We start from the raw sequence: 21,073 nt of genomic DNA, 5'->3' as shown, positions 1-21,073 counted from the left end.
TTTTCCCCCGAGCCACCCGAAGGAGTGATCCTCACATGAGCACGCCCTACCCGTTCTCCGCCATCGTCGGGCAGGACGAACTGCGGCTCGCACTGCTGCTGAACGCGGTGAGTCCCGCCGTGGGCGGCGTACTCGTGCGCGGCGAAAAAGGCACCGCGAAGAGCACCGCTGTACGCGCACTTTCGGCGCTCCTGCCGGAGGTGGACGTCGTCGTCGGATGCCGGTTCTCCTGTGCCCCCTCCTCACCCGACCCAACCTGTCCTGACGGGCCTCACGAGGCAGGACCGGGCGTTCGCCGAACCGCCCGCATGGTCGAGCTCCCTGTTGGCGCCTCCGAGGACCGGCTGGTCGGAGCCCTCGATATCGAACGCGCTCTGGCCGAAGGCGTGAAGACCTTCGAGCCGGGCCTCTTGGCGCAGGCGCACCGCGGGATCCTGTACGTCGACGAGGTCAATCTCCTCCACGACCACCTGGTCGACCTGCTGCTGGACGCGGCAGCCATGGGCGCCTCGTACGTCGAGCGCGAAGGCGTCTCCGTACGGCACGCCGCCCGTTTCCTGCTCGTCGGGACGATGAACCCCGAGGAGGGCGAGCTGCGGCCGCAGTTGCTCGACCGGTTCGGGCTGACCGTCGAGGTCGCGGCCTCGCGGGAGCCCGATCAGCGGGTGGAGGTCGTGCGGCGTCGGCTCGCGTACGACGACGATCCCGCGGGTTTCGCGGCGCGCTGGGCCGACGAGGAGTCCGCAGTACGGGCCCGGATCGTGGCGGCGCGGCAGCTGTTGCCGTCCGTGCGGCTCGGCGACGGGGCACTGCGGCAGATCGCAGCTACATGTGGCGCTTTCGAGGTCGACGGCATGCGGGCCGACATCGTCATGGCCCGCACCGCGACCGCGCTGGCCGCGTGGGCCGGGCGGACCGAGGTGCTGGCCGAGGACGTACGGCAGGCGGCTCTGCTGGCGCTGCCGCACCGGCGGCGCCGGAACCCCTTCGACGCCCCGGGACTTGACGAGGACAAGCTCGACGAGACGCTGGAGGAGTTCGGCGGGCAGGGCGGCGGCGAGGAGGATGATCCGGATCCGGACGGGCCCGGTGGTGGCGGGCAGCCCCCGCAGGACGGCTCCGACAGCCCGCAGGGGGGTGACACGGGCACTCAGCCGGAGGCCGGGGACTCCGGGCAGCCGCAGGCGTCCGGCTCGGGTGAGCAGCAGCCTGTACGGGCCGCCGAACCCTTCCGTACGAAGGCGCTGAGCGTGCCCGGTCTCGGTAAGGGCGCGGCCGGGCGGCGTTCGCGCGCGCGGACCGAGCACGGGCGAACGATCGGGGCCCGGCGCCCCCAAGGGACACTGACCAAGCTTCACTTGACGGCGACCGTACAGGCAGCCGCACTGCACCAGCGGGCACGGGGCCGCACCGGACCTGGACTTCTCCTGCGTCGTGACGACCTCAGGCAAGCGGTGCGAGAAGGTCAGGAATCCAATCTCGTGCTGTTCGTCGTCGACGCCTCCGGGTCCATGGCGGCCCGGCAGCGGATGGGCGCCGTGAAGGGTGCCGTCCTGTCACTGCTGCTCGACGCCTACCAGCGGCGCGACAAGGTGGGCCTGGTGACCTTCCGTGGCAAGGACGCGCAGGTCGCGCTGCCGCCGACCTCGTCCGTGGACGCCGCGGCGGCCCGGCTGGAGTCGCTGCCGACGGGCGGGCGGACCCCGCTCGCGGCCGGACTGCTGAAGGCGCACGAGGTGCTGCGGGTCGAGCGGCTGCGGGATCCCGCTCGGCGGGCGCTCGTCGTGGTGGTGACCGACGGGCGGGCCACGGGTGGTCCGGAGCCGGTGGCCCTGGCCGGGCGTGCGGCCCGGTTGTTCGCGGCCGAGGGGGTCGCCTCCGTGGTCGTCGACTGCGAGTCCGGGCCGGTGCGGCTGGGGCTGGCCGGGCGGCTCGCGGGTGAGCTGGGTGGTACGGCGGTGACGCTGGACGAGCTGCGGGCGGACTCGATCGCCGGGCTGGTCAGGGATGTGCAGGGGACTTCGAGGAGGGCCGCGTAATGCCTCAGGGGCAGCCGAGTGTGGTTCCGGACGACGGCCTGACGACCCGTCAGCGCAGGAACCGGCCGCTGGTCGTCGTGCACACCGGGATCGGCAAGGGCAAGTCCACCGCCGCGTTCGGGCTCGCGCTGCGCGCCTGGAACCAGGGGTGGCCGATCGGGGTGTTCCAGTTCGTCAAGTCGGCGAAGTGGAAGGTCGGCGAGGAGAACGCTCTTCGGGTGCTGGGGGCGTCCGGCGAGGGCGGGACCGTCGACTGGCACAAGATGGGCGAGGGCTGGTCGTGGGTGCAGCGCGATCAGCAGATGGACAACGAGGAGAAGGCCCGGGAGGGCTGGGAGCAGGTCAAGCGGGACCTGGCGGCCGAGACGTACAAGCTGTACGTGCTCGACGAGTTCGCGTACCCGATGCACTGGGGCTGGATCGACACCGATGAGGTGATCTCCGTGCTGCGGGACCGGCCCGGCACCCAGCATGTGGTGATCACCGGGCGGAACGCGCCCGAGAAGCTCGTCGGCTTCGCGGACCTCGTCACCGACATGTCCAAGGTCAAGCACCCCATGGACGCCGGCCAGAAGGGCCAGAGGGGCATCGAGTGGTGACGTCCGTACCCCGGTTGGTGATTGCCGCGCCGTCCTCCGGCAGCGGCAAGACCACCGTTGCCACGGGGTTGATGGCCGCCTTCGCGGGGCGCGGGCTTTCCGTGTCCCCGCACAAGGTCGGTCCTGACTACATCGACCCCGGGTATCACGCGCTCGCCACCGGGCGGGTGGGGCGGAACCTCGACGCGTACCTGTGCGGGCCGGAGTTGATCGGGCCGCTGTTCGCGCATGGCGCGCGCGGGTGCGATGTCGCTGTCGTCGAGGGTGTCATGGGGCTCTACGACGGTGCCGCCGGGGAGGGTGAACTGGCGTCCACCGCGCAGGTCGCGAAGCTGCTGCGGGCGCCGGTGGTGCTGGTCGTGGATGCCTCGTCGCAGTCGCGGTCCGTGGCGGCGCTGGTGCACGGGTTCGCGTCGTGGGATCCGGAGGTCCGGGTCGGCGGCGTGATTCTGAACAAGGTCGCGTCGGATCGGCACGAGGAGTTGTTGCGGGAGGCGCTGGACTCGGCGGGGGTGCCCGTGCTGGGGGTGCTGCGGCGGGTCCCGCAGGTGGACACGCCTTCCCGGCATCTGGGTCTGGTGCCGGTCGCCGAGCGGCGGACGGAGGCGGTGTCCGCTGTCGCGGCGATGGCGGCGCAAGTCTCCGACGGGTGTGATCTGGAGGCGTTGCTGGGGTTGGCGCGGGGTGCGGGGGCGTTGTCGTGTGCGGCTTGGGATGCGGCTGAGGCCGTTGCCTCCTCGCCCCCGCCGCCCCTTCCCTCCCCCGAGCGGGGGGACCCCCACGACGGGCTGACAGTAGCCGTTGCCGGTGGGCCCGCCTTCACCTTCTCCTACGCCGAGCACGCCGAGCTGCTCACCGCCGCCGGCGCCGCAGTCGTCCCCTTCGACCCTCTCCGGGACGAGCAACTCCCGGACGATACACGTGGGTTGGTCATCGGCGGTGGGTTCCCCGAGGTCTATGCCTCCGAGTTGTCCGCCAACGAGCCGCTGCGCAAGGCCGTTGCCGAGTTCGCGCTGAGCGGTGCTCCCGTGGCCGCCGAGTGTGCCGGGCTGCTGTATCTGTGCCGGGAGCTGGACGGGCTGCCCATGTGCGGGGTGCTCGACGCCCGGGCGCGGATGAGCGAGCGGCTCACCCTCGGATACCGGGACGCCGTGGCCGTGAGTGACAGCGTGCTCGCCACCGCCGGGCAGCGGATGCGCGGGCACGAGTTCCATCGGACCGTCGTCGAGCCGGGGGCGGGAGAAAGCCCCGCCTGGGGGGTTCGTGCTCCTCGGCCGCGGGTCGAAGGTTTTGTACAAGCAGGTGTGCACGCGAGCTATCTGCACACCCACTGGGCGTCCGCGCCCGGTGTCGCCCGTCGGTTCGTCGAGAGGTGCCGGACGTCATGAGCAGCAGGCTGATCGGAGTCGGGGTCGGTCCCGGCGACCCCGAGCTGGTGACCGTCAAGGGGGTCAACGCGCTGCGGGAGGCCGACGTGGTCGTCGTACCCGTCATGGCCGCGTCCGATGGCACGGATGGCGGTGAGCGCGGTCGCGCCGAGGCGACCGTGCTGCACTATGTGCCCGAGGAGAAGGTCGTCCGGGTGGTGTTCGCGCTCAACGAGCGCAGTGACCGGGCGCGGCGCGAGGCTGCCTGGGACGCGGCCGGGACGCGGGTCGCCCGGCTGCTCGAAGCGCACGGCGTCGTGGCCTTCGCGACCATCGGGGACCCGAACGTGTACTCCACCTTCACCTATCTCGCGCAGACCATCGCCGAGCTGGTGCCGAGCGTCGTCGTCGAGACCGTGCCCGGGATCACCGCCATGCAGGATCTCGCGGCGCGCTCGGGGGCGGTCCTCACCGAGGGGACCGAGCCGCTGACCCTGGTGCCCGTCACCGCGGGGGCCGCCGTGCTCAAGGACGCGCTGAACGGGACCGGCACCGTCGTCGCGTACAAGTTCGGGCGGCAGGCCGAGGAGGTCGCGGAGGCGCTGCGCGAGACCGGACGGATCGAGGACGCCGTGTGGGGCTCGGCGCTGGGGCTGGCGGAGGAGTCCATCCGGCCGGCCGCCGACCTCGGGGACGGCCCCCTGCCCTATCTCTCGACGCTCATCGCGCCCGCGCCGCGGGCCGGCGGGCGGGGCGGCAAGCTGTGACGGCCCGCGGACCGTCCGGCTCACCCGGCCAGGCCCACCACCAGCCAGATGAACGCCGCGCCCGCGATCGTGCACAGCAGGGTCGAGCGGGCGGGGTGCTCGTGGTGGGCCTCGGGGAGGATTTCGGCCGCGGCGAGATAGAGCAGTGCACCGCCGAAGAAGCCGAGGTAGCCGCCGAGCAGTTGCTTCGGGATGGTGAGGAACGCGGTGGAGGCCGCGCCGACGACCGGTGCCGCCGCGTCCGCGAACAGCATGATGAGCGCCCTGCGGCGGGCGTTCCCGTACAGGCTGGTGATCGTGTACGTGTTGAAGCCGTCCGCGAAGTCGTGGGCGATCACCGCGAGCGCGACCGCCGCGACCATGCCGCCGCCGACCTGGAAGGCCGCGCCGATCGCCACGCCGTCCATGGCGCTGTGCCCGACCATCGCGGCGGCCGCCGTCAGGCCCACCTCGGGGGCCCTCCCGTCGGTGTCCTCCGCGCCGTGCGCCGCCTGGCGGGCGGCCAGCAGGCGTTCCACCAGATGGGCCAGCAGGAAGCCGGCCACGAAGAGCAGGAGCGCGGCCGGTACGCCGTAGATCTCGGTGCCGGCCGCCTCCAGTGCCTCGGGCAGCAGGTCCAGGCCGACCACGCCCAGCATCAGGCCGCCGGCCAGGCCGAGGACCAGGTGGCGGCGGTCGGTGACCCGCTGTGCCGTCCAGCCGCCGGCCAGCGTCATCAGGAACGCGCCGAGCGCGACGAAGACCGCCATGTGCTCTTGCTATCCGATCGACGCCCGGTCGCGCACGTCCGACCCCCATCACGTTGAAGTCACGTTGAAGTTCCGTACGAGAGGACTCGAACCCATGGCCGATGCCCCCACCGGCAAGGTGACCTTCGTCGGTGCCGGCCCCGGCGCCGCCGACCTGCTGACGTTCCGGGCCGCGCGCGCCATCGCCGAGGCCGACGTCGTGATCTGGGCCGCGAGCCTGGTCCAGGCGGAGGTCCTCGAGCACGCGCGCGAGGACGCGGAGATCCTCGACTCGGCGACCATGTCCCTGGAGGACGTGGTGGCCGTGTACGAGCGGGCCCGGGCCGAGGGCCTGCGCGTCGCCCGTATCCACTCCGGCGATCCCGCTCTGTGGGGCGGCACGCAGGAGCAGGTCGACCGGTGTGCCGGGATCGGGATCGAGACGGAGATCGTGCCCGGCGTCTCCTCCTTCTCGGCGGTCGCCGCGCTCGCGCAGCGCGAGCTGACCATCCCCGAGGTCGCGCAGTCCGTGGTCCTCACCCGGCTCGGCGGCGGCAAGACGCCGATGCCGCCCGGGGAGGAGGTACGCGAGTTCGCCAAGCACGGGACGACCATGGCGGTGTTCCTGTCGGCGGCGCGCAGTGGTCAGCTGGTGCGGGAGCTGCTGGAGGGCGGCTACCCGACGGACACCCCGGTCGTCGTCGCCTATCAGGCCACCTGGCCGGAGGAGCTGATCGTGAAGTGCACGATCGGCACGCTGGAGGAGACGGTCAAGGAGCACAAGCTCTGGAAGCACACCCTGTTCCTGGTCGGCCCGGCGCTCGACGCCAGCGGCACGCGCTCGCACCTGTACCACCCGGGCCACTTCCACGGCTACCGCAAGGCCGACCCGGAGGCCCGCAAGGCCCTGCGCGCCCGGGGTGCCGGCACGTGATCACGGTCGTCGGCACGGGAACCGGTGCGCCGCCGCCGGGGGACGTCCTCGCGGGGGCGGAGCTCGTCGTGGGCGGCCGGCGGCACCTGGACGCCGTACGGCCGCGGCTGCCGGAGACGGCCGAGCTGATCGTCCTCGGGGCGCTGGCGCCCGCTCTCGACACCATCGAGGAGTACGTCGGGAAGGGGCGGCCGGTCGTCGTGCTCGCCTCGGGGGATCCGGGGTTCTTCGGGATCGTGCGGGTGCTCACGCAGCGGTTCGGGGCCGGGGCGCTCGACGTGCGGCCCGGGGTGTCCTCCGTCGCCACCGCGTTCGCGCGGATCGGGCTGACCTGGGACGACGCCGTGGTCGTCAGCGCGCACGGGCGGGAGCTGCGCACCGCGGTCAATGTGTGCCGCGCGCATCCGAAGGCCGCCGTGCTGACCGGGCCCGGCGCCGGTCCCGCCGAGCTGGGGGCGGCCCTCGCCCGCGCGTCGGCCGAGCGTGTCCTCGTGGTGGCCGCCGCGCTGGGCGATCCCGCGCGCGAACGCGTCGAGCGGGTGACGCCGGCTCAGGCCGCTGCCCGTGACTGGGGTTCGACGGTGAGCGTGGTGCTGTGCCTGGACGAGACGCGGACGGTCGGTGACGTGCGTACGGTCGCCGGGGCGGCGCCGGGGCCCGCGGGCTGGGCGCTGGACGAGACCGGGTTCGCGCACCGCGACTCGATGATCACCAAGTTCGAGGTGCGGGCGCTGGCGCTGGCCCGGCTCGGGCCGCGCCCTGGCGACCTGGTGTGGGACGTCGGCGCGGGCTCCGGCTCCGTGGCCGTGGAGTGCGCGCGGCTGGGCGCCGCCGTCTCCGCGGTGGAGAAGACCCCGGACGGCGTCGGGCGGATCCGCGCCAACGCCGCCGCGCACGGTGTCGACGTGCACGTGGTGCACGGCACGGCGCCGGACGCGCTGGCGGAACTCGACGATCCCGACGCCGTGTTCGTCGGTGGCGGGGGCCGTGAGCTGCCCGGGATCGTCACCGCGTGCGCGCGGCGGGCCCGGCGGACCGTGGTCGTCGCGATGGCCGCTCTCGACCGGGTACCGGCGGCGCGCGCGGCGCTCACCGGCGCCGGGTTCGACTGCGACGGCGTGCTGCTGCAGTCGTCGCGGCTCGCGCCGCTGCCGGGGGACGTGACCCGGCTGGCGGCGACCAATCCCGTTTTCCTGCTGTGGGGCACCCGCCCCGCGGTGCGTACCGAAGGAGTTGCTCTGTGATCGGCCTCATTTCCGCCACCGCGGCGGGGGCGGCGGCGCGCGACCGGCTGGCCGCGGCATGGCCGGACCGCACGCGGGTGTACGACGGACCCGTGGGGGACGCCGTACGGCGAGCGTTCGCGGAGTGCGAGCAGCTGGTGTGCTTCCTGGCGACGGGGGCGGTCGTACGGCTCGTCGCACCGCTGCTGGGCGACAAGCGGACCGACCCCGGTGTGGTGTGCGTCGACGAGGGCGGGCGGTTCGCCGTGTCGCTGGTGGGCGGGCACGGCGGCGGCGCCAACGAACTCGCCCGTGAGGTGGGCGGGTTGCTGGGCGCCGAGCCGGTGGTGACCACGGCGACGGACGCGGTGGGCGTCCCCGGGCTGGACACGCTCGGCCTCCCCGTGGAGGGAGACGTCGCCGGGGTGAGTCGGGCCCTGCTGGACGGGGAGCCGGTCGCGCTCGACGCCGAGGTGTCCTGGCCGCTGCCTCCGCTGCCGGTGGCGGCGCGGGGGGCGTACACGATCCGGCTGACCGACCGCGCGGTGGAGCCCGCCGCACATGAGGTGCTGTTGCGTCCGCCGTCCCTGGTCGTCGGTGTCGGCGCCGCCAAGGGCGCACCGGCCGACGAGGTGCTCGGGCTGGTCGAGGCGGCGCTGCGGGACGCGGGGCTGTCCGCCCGTAGCGTCGCCGAACTCGCCACCGTCGACGCAAAGGCCGAGGAGCCGGGCATCCTGGCCGCCGCCGAGCGGCTCGGTGTGCCCCTGGTGACGTACTCCGCCGAGGAGCTGGCGGCCGTCGAGGTGCCGAACCCGTCCGACGCGCCGCTCGCCGCCGTCGGCACCCCCTCCGTCGCGGAGGCCGCCGCCCTCGTACGGGGCGGTGAACTCCTCGTCCCCAAGCGGAAGTCGGAGCGTGCGGACGGGCGGCCCGCGATGGCGACCTGTGCCGTCGTACGACGGCCGGGGCGCGGGCGGCTCGCGGTGGTCGGGCTCGGGCCGGGCGCCCGGGACCTGCTGACCCCGCGCGCCGAGGCGGAGTTGCGGCGCGCCTCCGTGCTCGTGGGGCTCGACCAGTACGTCGACCAGATCCGTGATCTGCTGCGGCCCGGCACCCGGATCCTGGAGTCGGGGCTCGGCGCGGAGGAGGAGCGGGCGCGGACCGCGGTCGCCGAGGCCCGGCGCGGGCAGGCCGTCGCGCTGATCGGGAGCGGGGACGCGGGCGTGTACGCCATGGCCTCGCCCGCGCTCGCCGAGGCGTCCGACGACATCGACGTGGTCGGGGTGCCCGGTGTGACGGCGGCGCTCGCGGCCGGGGCGATCCTGGGCGCGCCGCTGGGCCACGACCATGTGTCGATCAGCCTCTCCGACCTGCACACGCCGTGGGAGGTCATCGAGCGGCGGGTGCGGGCCGCGGCCGAGGCGGACATCGTCGTGACGTTCTACAACCCGCGCAGCCGGGGCCGCGACTGGCAGCTGCCGAAGGCCCTGGCGATCCTCGCGGAGCACCGGGAGCCGGCGACGCCGGTCGGTGTCGTACGGAACGCGTCGCGCCCGGACGAGTCCAGCCGGGTCACGACGCTGGCCTCCCTGGACCCGGCGACGGTCGACATGATGACGGTCGTGACCGTGGGCAACACGGCGACCCGGCAGATCGCGGGGCGCATGGTCACCCCGCGCGGCTACCGCTGGCAGGCTCCATCGATCAGTGGCTCCGCCACGGGCCCGCAGGAGGGCGCCAAGTGAACCGTGTGGTCCACCCGATCGAGCAGGAGTCCTTCCGGCGGCTGCGCGCCCGCCTGGACACCTCGCACTTCCCGCCGCTGTCGCGGGCGGTGGTGGAGCGGGTCATCCACTCCGCCGCCGACCTCGACTACGCCACCGATCTCGTCCTGGACGAGGGGCAGTTGGAGAAGGCGCACGCCGCGCTGCACGCGGGAGCGCCCGTGGTCGTGGACGTGGAGATGGTCGCGGCCGGGATCACCCGCCGTGAGACCGTCTGCCGGCTGAAGGATGCCAGGTCCGGTCCCGGGCTGACCCGTTCGGCGCACGCGATCCGGCTGGCGTACGAGGAGGTCGGCCCCGGCGCCCTGTGGGTGATCGGCTGTGCGCCGACCGCCCTGGAGGAGCTGCTGACGCTGGACGCCTCCCCCGCGCTCGTCATCGGTCTGCCCGTCGGTTTCGTCGGGGCGGCCGAGTCCAAGGCCGCGTTGCGCGAGAGCGGGCTGCCCGCCGTGAGCAACGTGTCCGAGAAGGGCGGTTCGGCGGTCGCCGCGGCCGCGCTCAACGCCCTGCTGTACCGCTCTGTTTCGCACTCCGAGGAGAAATCGTGACCACCCCGCCGCCCGCCCTGCTCATCGCCGGCCATGGCACCCGGGACGATGCCGGAGCCGAGGCGTTCCGCGACTTCGTACGGGAGCTGGGTCGCCGCCACCCCGAACTGCCCGTCGCGGGCGGCTTCATCGAGCTGTCCCCGCCGCCGCTCGGGGACGCGGTGACCGAGCTGGTGGAGCGGGGAGTACGCCGGTTCGCCGCCGTGCCGTTGATGCTGGTGTCCGCCGGGCACGCCAAGGGCGACATCCCGGCGGCCCTGTCCCGCGAGAAGGAGCGGCACCCCGGGATCACGTACACCTACGGCCGTCCGCTGGGTCCGCACCCGGCGCTGCTGAACGTGCTGGAGCGGCGGCTCGACGAGGCGCTCGGCGGTGCGGGCCGGACGCCCGAGGACCGGGCCGACGTGACCGTGCTGCTGGTCGGGCGCGGCTCGACGGACCCGGACGCCAACGCCGAGGTGCACAAGGCGGCGCGGCTGCTGTGGGAGGGGCGCGGGTACGCGGGCGTGGAGACGGCGTTCGTGTCGCTGGCGGCGCCGGACGTGCCCAGCGGCCTGGACCGGTGCGTGAGGCTGGGCGCCCGCCGGATCGTCGTCCTGCCCTACTTCCTCTTCACGGGCATCCTGCCGGACCGGGTGCGGCAGCAGACGGAGGGCTGGGCGGCCGCGCACCCCGAGGTCGAGGTGCGGTCGGCGGACGTGATCGGTCCCGAGCCGGAGCTTCTGGACCTGGTGATGGAGCGGTACGCGGAGGCGGTGAAGGGCGATCTGCGGATGAACTGCGACTCGTGCGTGTACCGCATCGCGCTGCCGGGCTTCGAGGACAAGGTGGGGCTGCCGCAGCAGCCGCACTTCCACCCGGACGACAACGGTGATCACGAAGGCCACCACCACGGGCACCACCATCACGGGGGGCACACGCACTCGCATGCGCACTGAGGATTCCATCGGGGACGGGCACGACCTGCGGCACCACGGTGACGCCGAGGTGCGTGACGACGGGGCGCAACTGGTCGACCTGGCCGTCAACGTCCGCGCGGACACTCCCCCGGCCTGGCTGCGGGAGCGGATCGCCGGGTCGCTGACCGGGCTGGCCGCCTATCCGGACGGGCGGGCCGCACGGGCGGCGGTGGCGGCGCGGCACGGGCTGCCGACGGACCGGGTACTGCTCACGGCGGGCGCGGCGGAGGCGTTCGTGCTGCTCGCCCGCGCCCTGAAGGTGCGCCGGCCGGTGGTCGTGCACCCGCAGTTCACGGAGCCGGAGGCGGCGCTGCGGGATGCGGGACACACGGTGGACCGGGTGCTGCTGCGGGCGGAGGACGGCTTCCGGCTGGATCCGGCGGCGGTGCCGGAGGACGCGGACCTGGTGGTGATCGGCAATCCGACGAACCCGACGTCGGTGCTGCATCCGGCCGCTTCGATCGCCGGACTCGCCCGCCCGGGACGGACGCTGGTGGTCGACGAGGCGTTCATGGACGCGGTGCCGGGCGAGCGGGAGGCGCTGGCCGGGCGGACGGACGTGCCGGGCCTTGTGGTGCTGCGCAGCCTCACCAAGACGTGGGGTCTTGCCGGGCTGCGCATCGGGTACGTGCTGTCCTCCCCGGAGACGATCTCCGCGCTGGAGCGGGCCCAGCCGCTGTGGCCGGTCTCCACGCCCGCGCTCGCGGCGGCCGAGGCGTGCGTGAGCCCCCAGGCACTGGCGGAGGCCGCCCACGCGGCTCATCGTGTCGAGCGCGACCGGGCCCATCTGGTCGCGGGGCTGGCGGAGTTCGCGGCGGCGGGGGTGCGGGTCGTGGAGCCGGCGGAAGGGCCGTTCGTGCTGGTGCGGATGCCGGAGGCGGGCGCCGTACGGCGACGGTTGCGGGAGCTGGGGTTCGCGGTGCGGCGCGGGGACACGTTTCCGGGGCTGGGCGAGGAGTGGGTGCGGCTGGCGGTGCGGGACCGGGGGACGGTGAACGGGTTTCTGGGGGCGCTGGGGCGGGCGTTGGGGCAGTGAGGCCGGGGGTCTCGCCCCCACCGCCCCTTCCCGGGGGCGCTGCCCCCGGGATCCTGCTCCTCGAACGCCGGAGGGGCGGGATTTTCGGTGCTCAGCCCCGACGCCGCGCCACCGCCACTGCTCCTCCGCCCGCCACCACCAGCGCCACCGCGCCGCCCGCGATGTACGGCGTCACCGAGCTCCCGCCGGTCTGCGCCAGGTCCGCCTCCGCGGGCGCGCCCTGCGCCTTCACATCGGATCCCGGGTCCGCATCGGATCCCGGGTCGGCGCCTGCCGGTGCCGCCACCGGGGCCTCGCACGTCGCCTTCGCCAGGGTCAGCGTGCCCTCCACCTCCGCCACGTTCAGCTTCAACGGGTTGATGGACACGGTGAGTTCGAGCGCGGTCGCGGCCGCCGTACGGGAGGTGGTCTCCCGCTTCGACAGGTCCAGGCGTACCTCGCCGACGCCGGGAACCTTGACGTCCGTGGGGCCGCCCGCGGTCAGCGTGACCCGCTTGCCGAGGACGGTCACCGAGCCGAGGACGTTGGCCGAGGCGACCGGTGTCTTCCCGGCCTCGCAGGTCGCCTTCGAGGTGATGCCCTCGACCTCGATGACGGACAGCAGGAGCAGGCCGGGGACGTGGAGCCGGACGTGGGCGAGGTCGGTGTAGCCCTCGGCCTTGGTGGACGTGACCGTCGCCTTGGCCGTCGCCACGTCGGCGCGCAGCACACTGAAGGGCTTTCCGCCGTCGACGCCGTCGAGATGAGCCGTCAGCGCGGTCTGCTGCGCGTCGTTCTGCTGCCGCGGTGCCTGCACCTCGTTGAGGGAGACCGCGAGCGGGACGTCCACGGTCTTGTTGAGGAGGGCCACGTCCAGACCGGTGCGCAGGACGGCGGCGCTCGCGCGCCCCTCGTCGGTGGTCGTGGTCGCGTGCGCGGCACCCGCTGTGGCGAGGGCCGCGGGACCAGCGGCCAGAGCCGTGGCCGCCGCGACGGCGGCGAGACGGCGTGCGGGCATGCGGATGTGATTGCCGTTCAAGGTGGGGGACCCCCAGAAGAGACGTGCTTGGGACCCGGCAAGGATTACGCACTGAGAGTGAACGGGCGGCAATCCCACGTCACTTCACTCCATCGTGGGGTTTCCGTGAACGTTTTCGATTCTTGCGGCACGGGTGTTCCATGCCGCCACCCCCGTACCTCCCTCCGTGCGAGCGCACGGGTTGACGCACCCGCGCACGCGAGGGAGTGCAACGACGTGCCTGCCCAGTCGGTCACGCCTCGTCAACTAGTCGACGATCCGCCCGTTCAGCACCACCCGCAGCGGAGCCGCCAGTACCCGTACGTCCGCCCGCGGATCCGCCTCGTACACGACCAGGTCCGCCGCCGCCCCCTCCTCCAGACCGGGCCGGCCCAGCCAGCCGCGCGCACCCCACGTCGTGGCCGCGAGGGCCTCGACCGGGGGGATCCCGGCCGTCACCAGTTCCGCGACCTCGCCCGCCACCAGGCCGTGCGCGAGGCTGCCTCCGGCGTCGGTGCCGACGTACACCGGGATGCCGGCGTCGTAAGCGGCGCGCACCGTGTCGTAGCGGCGCTCGTACAGCCGTCGCATGTGGGCCGACCAGCGCGGGTACCTGGCCTCGCCGCCGGCGGCCAGCTGCGGGAAGGTCGCGATGTTGACGAGGGTCGGGACGATGGCCACGCCCCGCGAGGCGAACAGCGGGATCAGGTCCTGCGTGAGGCCCGTCGCGTGCTCGATGCAGTCGATGCCCGCCTCGACCAGGTCCCGCAGGGAGTCCTCGGCGAAGCAGTGGGCGGTGACGCGGGCGCCGAGGCGGTGGGCCTCGGCGATCGCGGCCTCGACCGCCTCGCGCGGCCAGCAGGCCGACAGGTCGCCGAGGTCGCGGTCGATCCAGTCGCCGACCAGCTTGACCCAGCCGTCGCCGCGCCGGGCCTCCTGGGCGACGTACGCGACGAGGTCGTCCGGCTCGATCTCGTGGGCGAAGCCCCGGATGTAGCGGCGGGTGCGGGCGATGTGCCGGCCGGCCCGGACGATCTTCGGCAGGTCCTCGCGGTCGTCGATCCAGCGGGTGTCGGAGGGCGAGCCCGCGTCGCGGATGAGCAGGGTGCCGGCCTCGCGGTCGGTCAGCGCCTGCTTCTCCGCCACGTCCTGGTCGACCGGGCCGTGCGGGCCAAGGCCCACGTGGCAGTGCGCGTCGACGAGGCCGGGCAGGGCCCAGCCCTCGACGGTGCGGAGGTCGCGGGCGCCGGCGGGACGGTCGTAGGAGATCCGGCCGCCGACGACCCACAGCTCGTCGCGGATCTCGTCCGGGCCGACGAGGATCCGCCCCTTCACGTGCAGCACCGCGTGATCGCTCATGTACCGCACCTTATTGAACCCGCCCCCTGCGGGATGAGGGGGCTTCCTGGCTCACGCCGCTCGGTCGCTCGGCGAGCGACCAAGTCTTCCGCGATCAACACCAGCCGGGACGGAACCTGCCCGGTTCCGCCAGCGTAGTGCAATCAGTGGGCCCCGCTCGCCTTTTCCGACGAATCCTCCTCCACCTCCGCCATCGCGGGGTCGAGCAGTCGGGAGAGGAAGTGGCGGGTGCGTTCGTGCTGGGGGTTGCCGATGACCCGGTCGGGGGTGCCGTCCTCGACGATCACTCCGCCGTCCATGAAGACGACCCGGTCGGCGACCTCACGGGCGAAGGTCATCTCGTGGGTGACGACCATCATCGTCATGCCCTCGTTCGCGAGCATGCGCATGACGGCCAGCACGTCCCCCACCAGCTCCGGGTCGAGCGCCGAGGTCGGCTCGTCGAAGAGCATCACCTGGGGACCCATCGCCAGTGCGCGGGCGATGGCGACGCGCTGCTGCTGGCCGCCGGAGAGGGAGGCCGGGTAGGCGTCCGCCTTCTCCGACAGGCCGACGCGCTCCAGGTTCTCGGCGGCGACCTTCGCGGCCTCCGCCTTGCCCCGCCTGAGCACCCGGCGCTGCGGCAGGGTGAGGTTCTCGGTCACCGACAGGTGCGGGAAGAGGTTGAACTGCTGGAAGACCATGCCGATACGACGGCGTACGGCGTCGATGTCGACGTCCGGGTCGGTCAGCTCGGTGCCGCCGACGAAGACCTGGCCCTTCGTGGGCTCCTCCAGGAGGTTCACGCAGCGCAGCAGGGTGGACTTGCCCGAGCCCGACGGGCCGATGACGCAGACGACCTCGCCCTGGCCGATCTCCAGGTCGATGCCGCGCAGCACCTCGTTGTCGCCGAAGGACTTGTGCAGGTCGCGTACTTCGATCTCCGGTCGGCTCATTTCACGGCCTCCTGCGCCTTGGCCTCCATACGGCGTACGACAAAGCCGAGCGGGATCGTGACCAGCAGGTAGCACAGGCCCGCGACCAGGATCGGCGTGGAGTTGGCGGTCGTGCTGGCCAGGTCACGGCCGTACTTGGACAGCTCGCGTTCCTCCAGGGTCACGCCGAGGAGCAGGACCAGGGAGGAGTCCTTGAAGAGGATCACGAGTTCGTTGGTGAGCGGCGGAAGGATGATCCGGACCGCCTGCGGGATGATGACGGAGATCATCGCGCGGGCCGGCGAGAAGCCCAGCGAGCGGGCCGCCTCCGTCTGCCCCTTGGGCACCGCCTGGATGCCGGCGCGGAACGTCTCCGCCATGTACGCGGCCCCCACCAGGCCGAGCGCGAGGGCGGCCTTGCCGTACGTGCCGCCGACGATCTCCGTGCCCGGGAAGGCCAGCGGCACGGCCACGCCGATGAAGACGAAGATCAGCAGGGCGGGCAGGCCGCGGAAGATCTCGATATAGATTCCGGCCAGCCAGCGGTACGGGCCGACGGACGACAGCCGCATCAGCGCGATGACCAGGCCGAGTGCCAGTCCGAAGACGAAGCCGGACGCGGTGTACAGCACGGTGTTCTTCAGCGCCAGCGTGATGACGTCCGGGAACATCTGCTTCGCGATGTCCACCTGCGCGAACTGGTTCTGCAGCCGCCCCCAGTCGGCCGTGACCGCGAAGGCGATCACGGCCGCGACGAAGACGGCGTACTGGGCGCCACGCGACAGGCGGCGCTTCTGGCGCCGGGTCAGGCCCTTTGCCAGGGGTTCGGCTCGTGCCTCTGTGTCGGCCATGAGGTCAGGAGGCCGAGGGCGAGGCGGCGGACACGTCGTACGGACCGATCCACTGCTCGTAGAGCTTCTTGTACGTGCCGTCGGCCTTGGCCTCGGCGATCGCCTTGTTGACGGCGGCGAGGAGCTTGGTGTTGCCCTTCTTCACCGTGAAGCCGTACTGCTCACCGGTGTCGATGTTGTCGACCACCTTGAACGCGTCGGCGTTGGCCTTGTTCTTCAGCCAGCCCTGGACGACCGGGTAGTCGATCACGACAGCCTGGACCTGGCCGGTGCGCAGGCCGTTGAGGACCGCGTCGGAGGACTCGAAGGAGATCGCGTCGAAGCCCTTCTTCTGCACGTACTCCTCGCCCGTGGTCTGCGCCTGGGCGCCGAGCTTCTTGCCCTTGGCCTTGACGTCGGCGAGCGAGTCGATACCGCTCTTCTTGTCGACCAGGACGGCCTGGGTCGCGTTGAAGTACGGGTCGGAGAAGTCGACGTTCTTCTTGCGCTCCTCGGTGATGGTCATGCCGGCGGCGGCGAGGTCGCACTGGCCGGAGTTGAGGAACGCGCCGGTCTTGAAGTTCTCGAACGGCGTGTCGACGATCTCCTGCTTCACACCCAGGTCCTTGGCGACCAGGTCGATGAGGGAGACGTCGAAGCCCTGCACCTTGCCGTCGATCTCCGACTGGAAGGGCGGGTACGGCAGGTGGGTGCAGGTGGTGAGCTGCCCGGCCTTGACGAGTTCGACCCCGCCGGCCGCGGTCTTCGTACCGCTGCCGCCGCTGTCGCTCGAGGAGCAGCCGGCCACGAGAGCCAGTCCGACCGTCGCTGTGGTGGCGGCCAGGACGCGGGTCCGGCGTCCGAGGAGCGTGTGCACGGGGTGACCTCCTGAAGGGGTCCGTGGGGGCTGTGAGTGAACTGTGGGTTCCGATTATAAGGAGATGTTTGGGTCTCTCAAATCAAACCGATGGCTTCACGGCCGCCCGGCCTAGGAAGTAGCCGGTCGGAGAGGGGATGGCCGCCGGATACCCTCGACTCCGTCGACCACTCGTGAGTGAAGAGAGCGAAGAGAGCACCGCCGTGACCCACCCCTTCCTCGACCTGCCCCCGCTGAGCGCCGCGCACTTCGCCTCGATCGAGGACCGCGTGGCCCGGCTGCTCGACACCCGGCAGGACGTCGTGATCATGCAGGGCGAGGCGCTGCTCCCGCTGGAGGGCGCGATCCGCGCGACGACGGGGCCCGGCACGACGGCCCTGAACGTGATCACCGGCCCGTACGGACAGACCTTCGGGAACTGGCTGCGCGACTGCGGGGCCACGGTGATCGACCTGGCCGTGCCCTTCCACACGGCGGTCACCGCCGACCAGATCCGGGAGGCCTTCGCCGAGCACCCGGAGATCGACTTCGTGTCCCTGGTGCACGCCGAGGCGGCGACCGGCAACACCAACCCGGTCGCGGAGATCGGCGAGGTGGTGCGGGAGCACGGCGCCCTGTTCTACCTGGACGCCGTCGCCTCCGTCGGGGCCGAGCCGGTGCTGCCGGACGCGTGGGGCGTCGACCTGTGCGTGATCGGCGCGCAGAAGGCGATGGGCGGTCCGGCCGGTGTGTCGGCGGTGTCGGTGAGCGCGCGGGCCTGGGCACGGATGGCCGCGAACCCCGGGGCGCCGCGCCGGTCGTACCTGTCGCTGCTCGACTGGAAGGAGCGGTGGGTCGACGGCGGCCGCAAGGCGCTGCTGCACGCGCCGGCCCAGCTGGAGATGCTCGCGCTGGAGGCGTGCGTCGAGCGGATCGAGACGGTGGGACTGGAAGCGGTGATGGCCCGGCACCGGGGCGCCGCGCTGGCCACGCGGGCGGGGGCGGTGGCCCTGGGCGGGGGGCTGGAGCCGTACGTGCACGAAGCGAAGGACGCGGCGCCGGTCGCCACGACGTTGCGGGCGCCGTCGGGGGTGGCGGCGTCGGAGCTGGTGGCCCGGGCGCTGGCATCGGACCCGGCGTTGCCGCTGGCCGCGGGTGGAGGTGCGTTGGCGAAGGAGATGATCCGGGTCAACCACTACGGGGTGGATGCGACGGTGGGGGTGGTGCAGGCGTGTCTGGCGGCGCTGGGCGCCGCGCTGAGCGAGAAGGGGCTGGACGTGGATCTGGAGGGGGCTCGGCGGGCCGTGGAAGGTGCGTGGCGGTAGTGGCGTGGCGGTAGTGGCGTGGCGGTAGTCGTGGGCTGAGGTTCCGGCCTCTTTCGCCCCCGCAGCCTCTTCCCGTTCCCGACCCTGGGGGCTCCGCCCCCAGACCCCCATTTTTTCGGCCTGAAAGGCCTCGTCCTCAAACGCCGGACGGGCTGAATCCCTACGCTGACGGCCATGACTGCAACCCTTCCCGACGGCCGCCCGATCCCCCTCATGACCGGCGACGAGCACCCCATGCTGGAGAGCTGGCTCGCCTTTCACCGCGCCACGCTGGAGCTCAAGTGCGCGGGGCTGGACGACGCGCAGCTGCGGGTCGCGGCGGCCGATCCGTCGTCCCTCACCCTGCTCGGGCTCGTGCAGCACCTCGCCGAGGTCGAGCGGAACTGGTTCCAGCGGGTGTTCGCGGGACTCGACGTGCCTCCGGTGTACGAGGAGGAGAGCGGGTACGCCCTCGCCCCCGGGCGGGGGCTCGACGAGGTGCTGGCGGTCTGGCGCCGGGAGATCGCGCGAGGGCAGGAGCTCTACGCGGGGCGGTCGCTGGACGACACCGGGCGGATCGCCGACGGGCCGATGGCCGGTCTCGAGGTCAGTCTGCGCTGGGTGCTCATTCACCTGATCGAGGAGTACGCGCGACACAACGGTCACGCGGACATTCTTCGGGAGCGTATCGACGGGGTGACCGGAGTCTGAATTCGGCTTAATTCTGGAATTCCTATTCAAGGTAGCTCCCCACATTCTTCTGCCCGCTCATCCCGTACCTAAACGCAAAGATTCCGCTAACGCTTAGCGGGGTGATTCGCGGGGATTTCGTGAAGGTCACGCCCATGTGACGCGTTCCACAAGCGAGCCGTTTCGCGGCTTTCATGGCGGACAAAACGGCATATTCACCGTCCAGCTGCGCGCCTGCCCGCGCCCGCGTGATAACACGGAACCGGTTCGGACGTAAGCCCTGCCCTCCATGCATTTTTTAATTTCCCTCGGTAAATTCAATTCGCATGACTGCCGCACAAGCAGACCTGCACATCGACCGCCCGTCGGTGACGGACGGGGCCGCTCTCTGGCGAATCGCCAAGGACTCCGGGACGCTCGACCTGAACTCCTCCTACAGCTATCTGCTGTGGTGTCGCGACTTCGCCGGTACGTCGGCGGTGGCGCGCGGAGAGGACGGGCGGCCCGTCGGGTTCGTCACCGGATACGTCCGGCCGGAGCGTCCGCGCACCCTGCTCGTCTGGCAGGTGGCGGTCGACCCGGCGTACCGCGGCCGCGGACTCGCCGCGTCGCTGCTCGACGGCCTGACCGCCCGGATCGCCGCCGAGCGCGGACTCACCTCCGTCGAGACCACGATCACGCCGGGCAACACCGCCTCCGAGCGGCTCTTCACCTCGTACGCCGCCCGGCACGAGGCGACCGTCACCCGCGAGGTCCTGTTCCACTCGGGACTGTTCCCGGACGGTCCGCACGACCCCGAAGTCCTGTACCGCATCGGCCCGTTGACCCACCCGTCGCACTGAGGAGCGTTTCGCCGTGACCATCACGCAGCCCGACCTGAGCGTCTTCGAGACCCTGGAGTCCGAGGTGCGCAGCTACTGCCGCGGCTGGCCCGTCGTCTTCGACCGTGCGCGGGGCAGCCGTATGTACGACGAGGACGGCCACCAGTACCTCGACTTCTTCGCCGGCGCCGGTTCGCTCAACTACGGCCACAACAACCCCGTACTCAAACGGGCGTTGATCGACTACCTGCTGCGGGACGGTGTCACCCACGGGCTCGACATGTCCACCGTCGCCAAGCGGTCGTTCCTCCAGACCTTCCAGGACCTGGTGCTGCGGCCGCGCGACCTGCCGTACAAGGTCATGTTCCCGGGCCCGACCGGCACCAACGCCGTGGAGTCCGCGCTGAAGCTGGCGCGGAAGGTGAAGGGTCGCGAGGCCATCGTGTCGTTCACCAACGCCTTCCACGGCATGTCGCTCGGGTCGCTCGCCGTGACCGGCAACGCGTTCAAGCGGGCCGGGGCGGGCATCCCGCTCGTACACGGGACACCGATGCCGTTCGACAACTACTTCGACGGCCAGGTCCCGGACTTCCTCTGGTTCGAGCGGCTCCTGGAGGACCAGGGGTCCGGGCTCAACAAGCCCGCCGCCGTGATCGTCGAGACGGTCCAGGGCGAGGGCGGCATCAACGTTGCCCGCCCGGAGTGGCTGCGGGCGCTCGCCGAGCTGTGCGAGCGCCAGGACATGCTGCTGATCGTCGACGACATCCAGATGGGGTGCGGGCGCACCGGGGCCTTCTTCTCCTTCGAGGAGGCCGGGATCACCCCCGACATCGTCACCGTGTCGAAGTCCATCAGCGGCTACGGGCTGCCGATGTCGCTGTGCCTGTTCAAGCCCGAGCTCGACGTGTGGGAGCCGGGCGAGCACAACGGCACCTTCCGCGGCAACAACCCGGCGTTCGTCACGGCGACGGCCGCGCTGGAGACGTACTGGGCCGACGGGTCCGCCATGGAGAAGCAGACCAGGGCCCGCGGCGAACAGATCGAGCAGGTTCTCGTCTCGATCACCGAGGAGAACCTCGCCGACGTCAAGGAGTACCGGGGCCGGGGGCTGGTGTGGGGCCTGGAGTTCCACGACAAGGGCCGGGCCGACCGGGTCGCCCGGCGCGCCTTCGAACTCGGGCTGCTCGTCGAGACGTCGGGCCCGGAGAGCGAGGTCGTCAAGCTGCTGCCCGCTCTCACCATCACACCCGAGGAACTGGACGAGGGCCTGCGCGTCCTCGCCCGCGCCGTACGCGAAACCGTCTAGCGCCCTACGCGC

Annotated in this window: 20 protein-coding genes; 14 read left to right on the top strand and 6 right to left on the bottom strand. The window is 72.2% G+C overall.

The window, feature by feature from the left end:
• The first annotated feature begins 35 nt into the window (after positions 1-35).
• Genes ABT114_RS34340 through cobI form a run of 4 tightly spaced genes read left to right on the top strand, consistent with a single transcriptional unit; the run spans position 36 to position 4,772 of the window.
• Positions 36-2,039, top strand: a complete 2,004-nt coding sequence (locus tag ABT114_RS34340; protein ID WP_351146833.1) for a putative cobaltochelatase — start codon at positions 36-38, stop codon at positions 2,037-2,039.
• A complete protein-coding gene (gene cobO, locus ABT114_RS34335) occupies positions 2,039-2,638 on the top strand; it encodes a cob(I)yrinic acid a,c-diamide adenosyltransferase (RefSeq protein WP_351146832.1) in 600 nt (199 codons plus the stop codon). Before ABT114_RS34340 ends, cobO begins: the two co-directional genes overlap by 1 nt.
• Complete coding sequence (locus ABT114_RS34330; RefSeq protein WP_351146831.1) at positions 2,632-4,026, top strand: cobyrinic acid a,c-diamide synthase CobB; 1,395 nt, start codon at positions 2,632-2,634, stop codon at positions 4,024-4,026. The genes cobO and ABT114_RS34330 overlap by 7 nt, the downstream gene beginning before the upstream one ends.
• Positions 4,023-4,772, top strand: a complete 750-nt coding sequence (gene cobI, locus ABT114_RS34325; protein ID WP_351146830.1) for a precorrin-2 C(20)-methyltransferase — start codon at positions 4,023-4,025, stop codon at positions 4,770-4,772. Before ABT114_RS34330 ends, cobI begins: the two co-directional genes overlap by 4 nt.
• A gap of 20 nt (positions 4,773-4,792) precedes the next feature.
• Here the strand turns inward: cobI and ABT114_RS34320 are convergent, their stop codons facing one another.
• Positions 4,793-5,521: a ZIP family metal transporter gene (locus tag ABT114_RS34320; RefSeq protein WP_351146829.1), complete on the bottom strand. Its 729-nt coding sequence runs from the start codon at positions 5,519-5,521 to the stop codon at positions 4,793-4,795.
• A gap of 94 nt (positions 5,522-5,615) precedes the next feature.
• Here ABT114_RS34320 and cobM point away from each other — a divergent pair, with 94 nt between their 5' ends.
• The 6 genes from cobM to cobC are packed head-to-tail and all read left to right on the top strand — an operon-like array spanning position 5,616 to position 11,984.
• A complete protein-coding gene (gene cobM, locus ABT114_RS34315; protein ID WP_351146828.1) occupies positions 5,616-6,434 on the top strand; it encodes a precorrin-4 C(11)-methyltransferase in 819 nt (272 codons plus the stop codon).
• Positions 6,431-7,678, top strand: coding sequence for a precorrin-6y C5,15-methyltransferase (decarboxylating) subunit CbiE (cbiE, locus tag ABT114_RS34310; RefSeq protein ID WP_351146827.1), 1,248 nt, complete (start codon positions 6,431-6,433; stop codon positions 7,676-7,678). Before cobM ends, cbiE begins: the two co-directional genes overlap by 4 nt.
• Entirely contained in the window at positions 7,675-9,402 is a 1,728-nt protein-coding gene (cobJ, locus tag ABT114_RS34305; RefSeq protein ID WP_351146826.1) for a precorrin-3B C(17)-methyltransferase, read from the top strand. The genes cbiE and cobJ overlap by 4 nt, the downstream gene beginning before the upstream one ends.
• Positions 9,399-9,989 carry a precorrin-8X methylmutase gene (locus tag ABT114_RS34300; protein ID WP_351146825.1) on the top strand — a complete coding sequence of 197 codons (591 nt, stop codon included), beginning with the start codon at positions 9,399-9,401 and terminating at the stop codon, positions 9,987-9,989. Before cobJ ends, ABT114_RS34300 begins: the two co-directional genes overlap by 4 nt.
• A complete protein-coding gene (locus tag ABT114_RS34295; protein ID WP_351146824.1) occupies positions 9,986-10,927 on the top strand; it encodes a sirohydrochlorin chelatase in 942 nt (313 codons plus the stop codon). Before ABT114_RS34300 ends, ABT114_RS34295 begins: the two co-directional genes overlap by 4 nt.
• Positions 10,917-11,984, top strand: coding sequence for an Rv2231c family histidinol phosphate aminotransferase CobC (cobC, locus tag ABT114_RS34290; RefSeq protein ID WP_351146823.1), 1,068 nt, complete (start codon positions 10,917-10,919; stop codon positions 11,982-11,984). The genes ABT114_RS34295 and cobC overlap by 11 nt, the downstream gene beginning before the upstream one ends.
• Before the next feature lie 91 nt (positions 11,985-12,075).
• Here cobC and ABT114_RS34285 read toward each other — a convergent pair whose 3' ends face one another.
• From ABT114_RS34285 to ABT114_RS34265, 5 genes are all read right to left on the bottom strand, one after another.
• The gene (locus ABT114_RS34285) at positions 12,076-13,002 is read right to left on the bottom strand and encodes an SCO1860 family LAETG-anchored protein (protein ID WP_351146822.1); all 927 of its coding nucleotides are present in this window, start codon (positions 13,000-13,002) and stop codon (positions 12,076-12,078) included.
• A 246-nt stretch (positions 13,003-13,248) separates the two neighbouring features.
• A complete protein-coding gene (locus ABT114_RS34280) occupies positions 13,249-14,340 on the bottom strand; it encodes an amidohydrolase family protein (RefSeq protein ID WP_351146821.1) in 1,092 nt (363 codons plus the stop codon).
• A 143-nt stretch (positions 14,341-14,483) separates the two neighbouring features.
• Positions 14,484-15,275 (bottom strand): amino acid ABC transporter ATP-binding protein, encoded by a 792-nt coding sequence (locus ABT114_RS34275; protein WP_351146820.1) that lies wholly within the window; start codon positions 15,273-15,275, stop codon positions 14,484-14,486.
• Entirely contained in the window at positions 15,272-16,105 is an 834-nt protein-coding gene (locus ABT114_RS34270) for an amino acid ABC transporter permease (RefSeq protein ID WP_351146819.1), read from the bottom strand. The genes ABT114_RS34275 and ABT114_RS34270 overlap by 4 nt, the downstream gene beginning before the upstream one ends.
• Before the next feature lie 4 nt (positions 16,106-16,109).
• Positions 16,110-16,961: a transporter substrate-binding domain-containing protein gene (locus tag ABT114_RS34265; protein ID WP_351146818.1), complete on the bottom strand. Its 852-nt coding sequence runs from the start codon at positions 16,959-16,961 to the stop codon at positions 16,110-16,112.
• A 203-nt stretch (positions 16,962-17,164) separates the two neighbouring features.
• Between ABT114_RS34265 and ABT114_RS34260 the strand changes: the two genes are divergently transcribed.
• The 4 genes from ABT114_RS34260 to ectB all read left to right on the top strand — a co-directional run bounded on the left by ABT114_RS34260 (position 17,165) and on the right by ectB (position 21,061).
• A complete protein-coding gene (locus ABT114_RS34260; protein ID WP_351146915.1) occupies positions 17,165-18,265 on the top strand; it encodes a pyridoxal-phosphate-dependent aminotransferase family protein in 1,101 nt (366 codons plus the stop codon).
• 174 nt (positions 18,266-18,439) lie between these two features.
• A complete protein-coding gene (locus tag ABT114_RS34255; protein ID WP_351146817.1) occupies positions 18,440-18,955 on the top strand; it encodes a DinB family protein in 516 nt (171 codons plus the stop codon).
• A 305-nt stretch (positions 18,956-19,260) separates the two neighbouring features.
• On the top strand, positions 19,261-19,776 hold the full coding sequence (gene ectA / locus ABT114_RS34250) for a diaminobutyrate acetyltransferase (protein WP_351146816.1): 516 nt from the start codon (positions 19,261-19,263) through the stop codon (positions 19,774-19,776).
• A gap of 13 nt (positions 19,777-19,789) precedes the next feature.
• Positions 19,790-21,061 (top strand): diaminobutyrate--2-oxoglutarate transaminase, encoded by a 1,272-nt coding sequence (gene ectB, locus ABT114_RS34245; RefSeq protein ID WP_351146815.1) that lies wholly within the window; start codon positions 19,790-19,792, stop codon positions 21,059-21,061.
• Positions 21,062-21,073 lie beyond the last annotated feature (12 nt).

Source organism: Streptomyces sp. NPDC002088, assembly GCF_040296605.1.
Lineage (GTDB): Bacteria > Actinomycetota > Actinomycetes > Streptomycetales > Streptomycetaceae > Streptomyces.
This window is presented reverse-complemented; position numbering and strand designations above follow the sequence as displayed.

Excerpts from the sequence above, each read along its gene's own strand:
- ABT114_RS34340 (WP_351146833.1), top strand. The coding sequence starts at position 36 with ATGAGCACGCCCTACCCGTTCTCCGCCATCGTCGGGCAGGACGAACTG.
- cobO (WP_351146832.1), top strand. The coding sequence starts at position 2,039 with ATGCCTCAGGGGCAGCCGAGTGTGGTTCCGGACGACGGCCTGACGACC.
- cobI (WP_351146830.1), top strand. The coding sequence starts at position 4,023 with ATGAGCAGCAGGCTGATCGGAGTCGGGGTCGGTCCCGGCGACCCCGAG.
- ABT114_RS34320 (WP_351146829.1), bottom strand. The coding sequence starts at position 5,521 with ATGGCGGTCTTCGTCGCGCTCGGCGCGTTCCTGATGACGCTGGCCGGC.
- cobM (WP_351146828.1), top strand. The coding sequence starts at position 5,616 with ATGGCCGATGCCCCCACCGGCAAGGTGACCTTCGTCGGTGCCGGCCCC.
- cobC (WP_351146823.1), top strand. The coding sequence starts at position 10,917 with ATGCGCACTGAGGATTCCATCGGGGACGGGCACGACCTGCGGCACCAC.
- ABT114_RS34280 (WP_351146821.1), bottom strand. The coding sequence starts at position 14,340 with ATGAGCGATCACGCGGTGCTGCACGTGAAGGGGCGGATCCTCGTCGGC.
- ABT114_RS34275 (WP_351146820.1), bottom strand. The coding sequence starts at position 15,275 with ATGAGCCGACCGGAGATCGAAGTACGCGACCTGCACAAGTCCTTCGGC.
- ABT114_RS34270 (WP_351146819.1), bottom strand. The coding sequence starts at position 16,105 with ATGGCCGACACAGAGGCACGAGCCGAACCCCTGGCAAAGGGCCTGACC.
- ABT114_RS34255 (WP_351146817.1), top strand. The coding sequence starts at position 18,440 with ATGACTGCAACCCTTCCCGACGGCCGCCCGATCCCCCTCATGACCGGC.
- ectA (WP_351146816.1), top strand. The coding sequence starts at position 19,261 with ATGACTGCCGCACAAGCAGACCTGCACATCGACCGCCCGTCGGTGACG.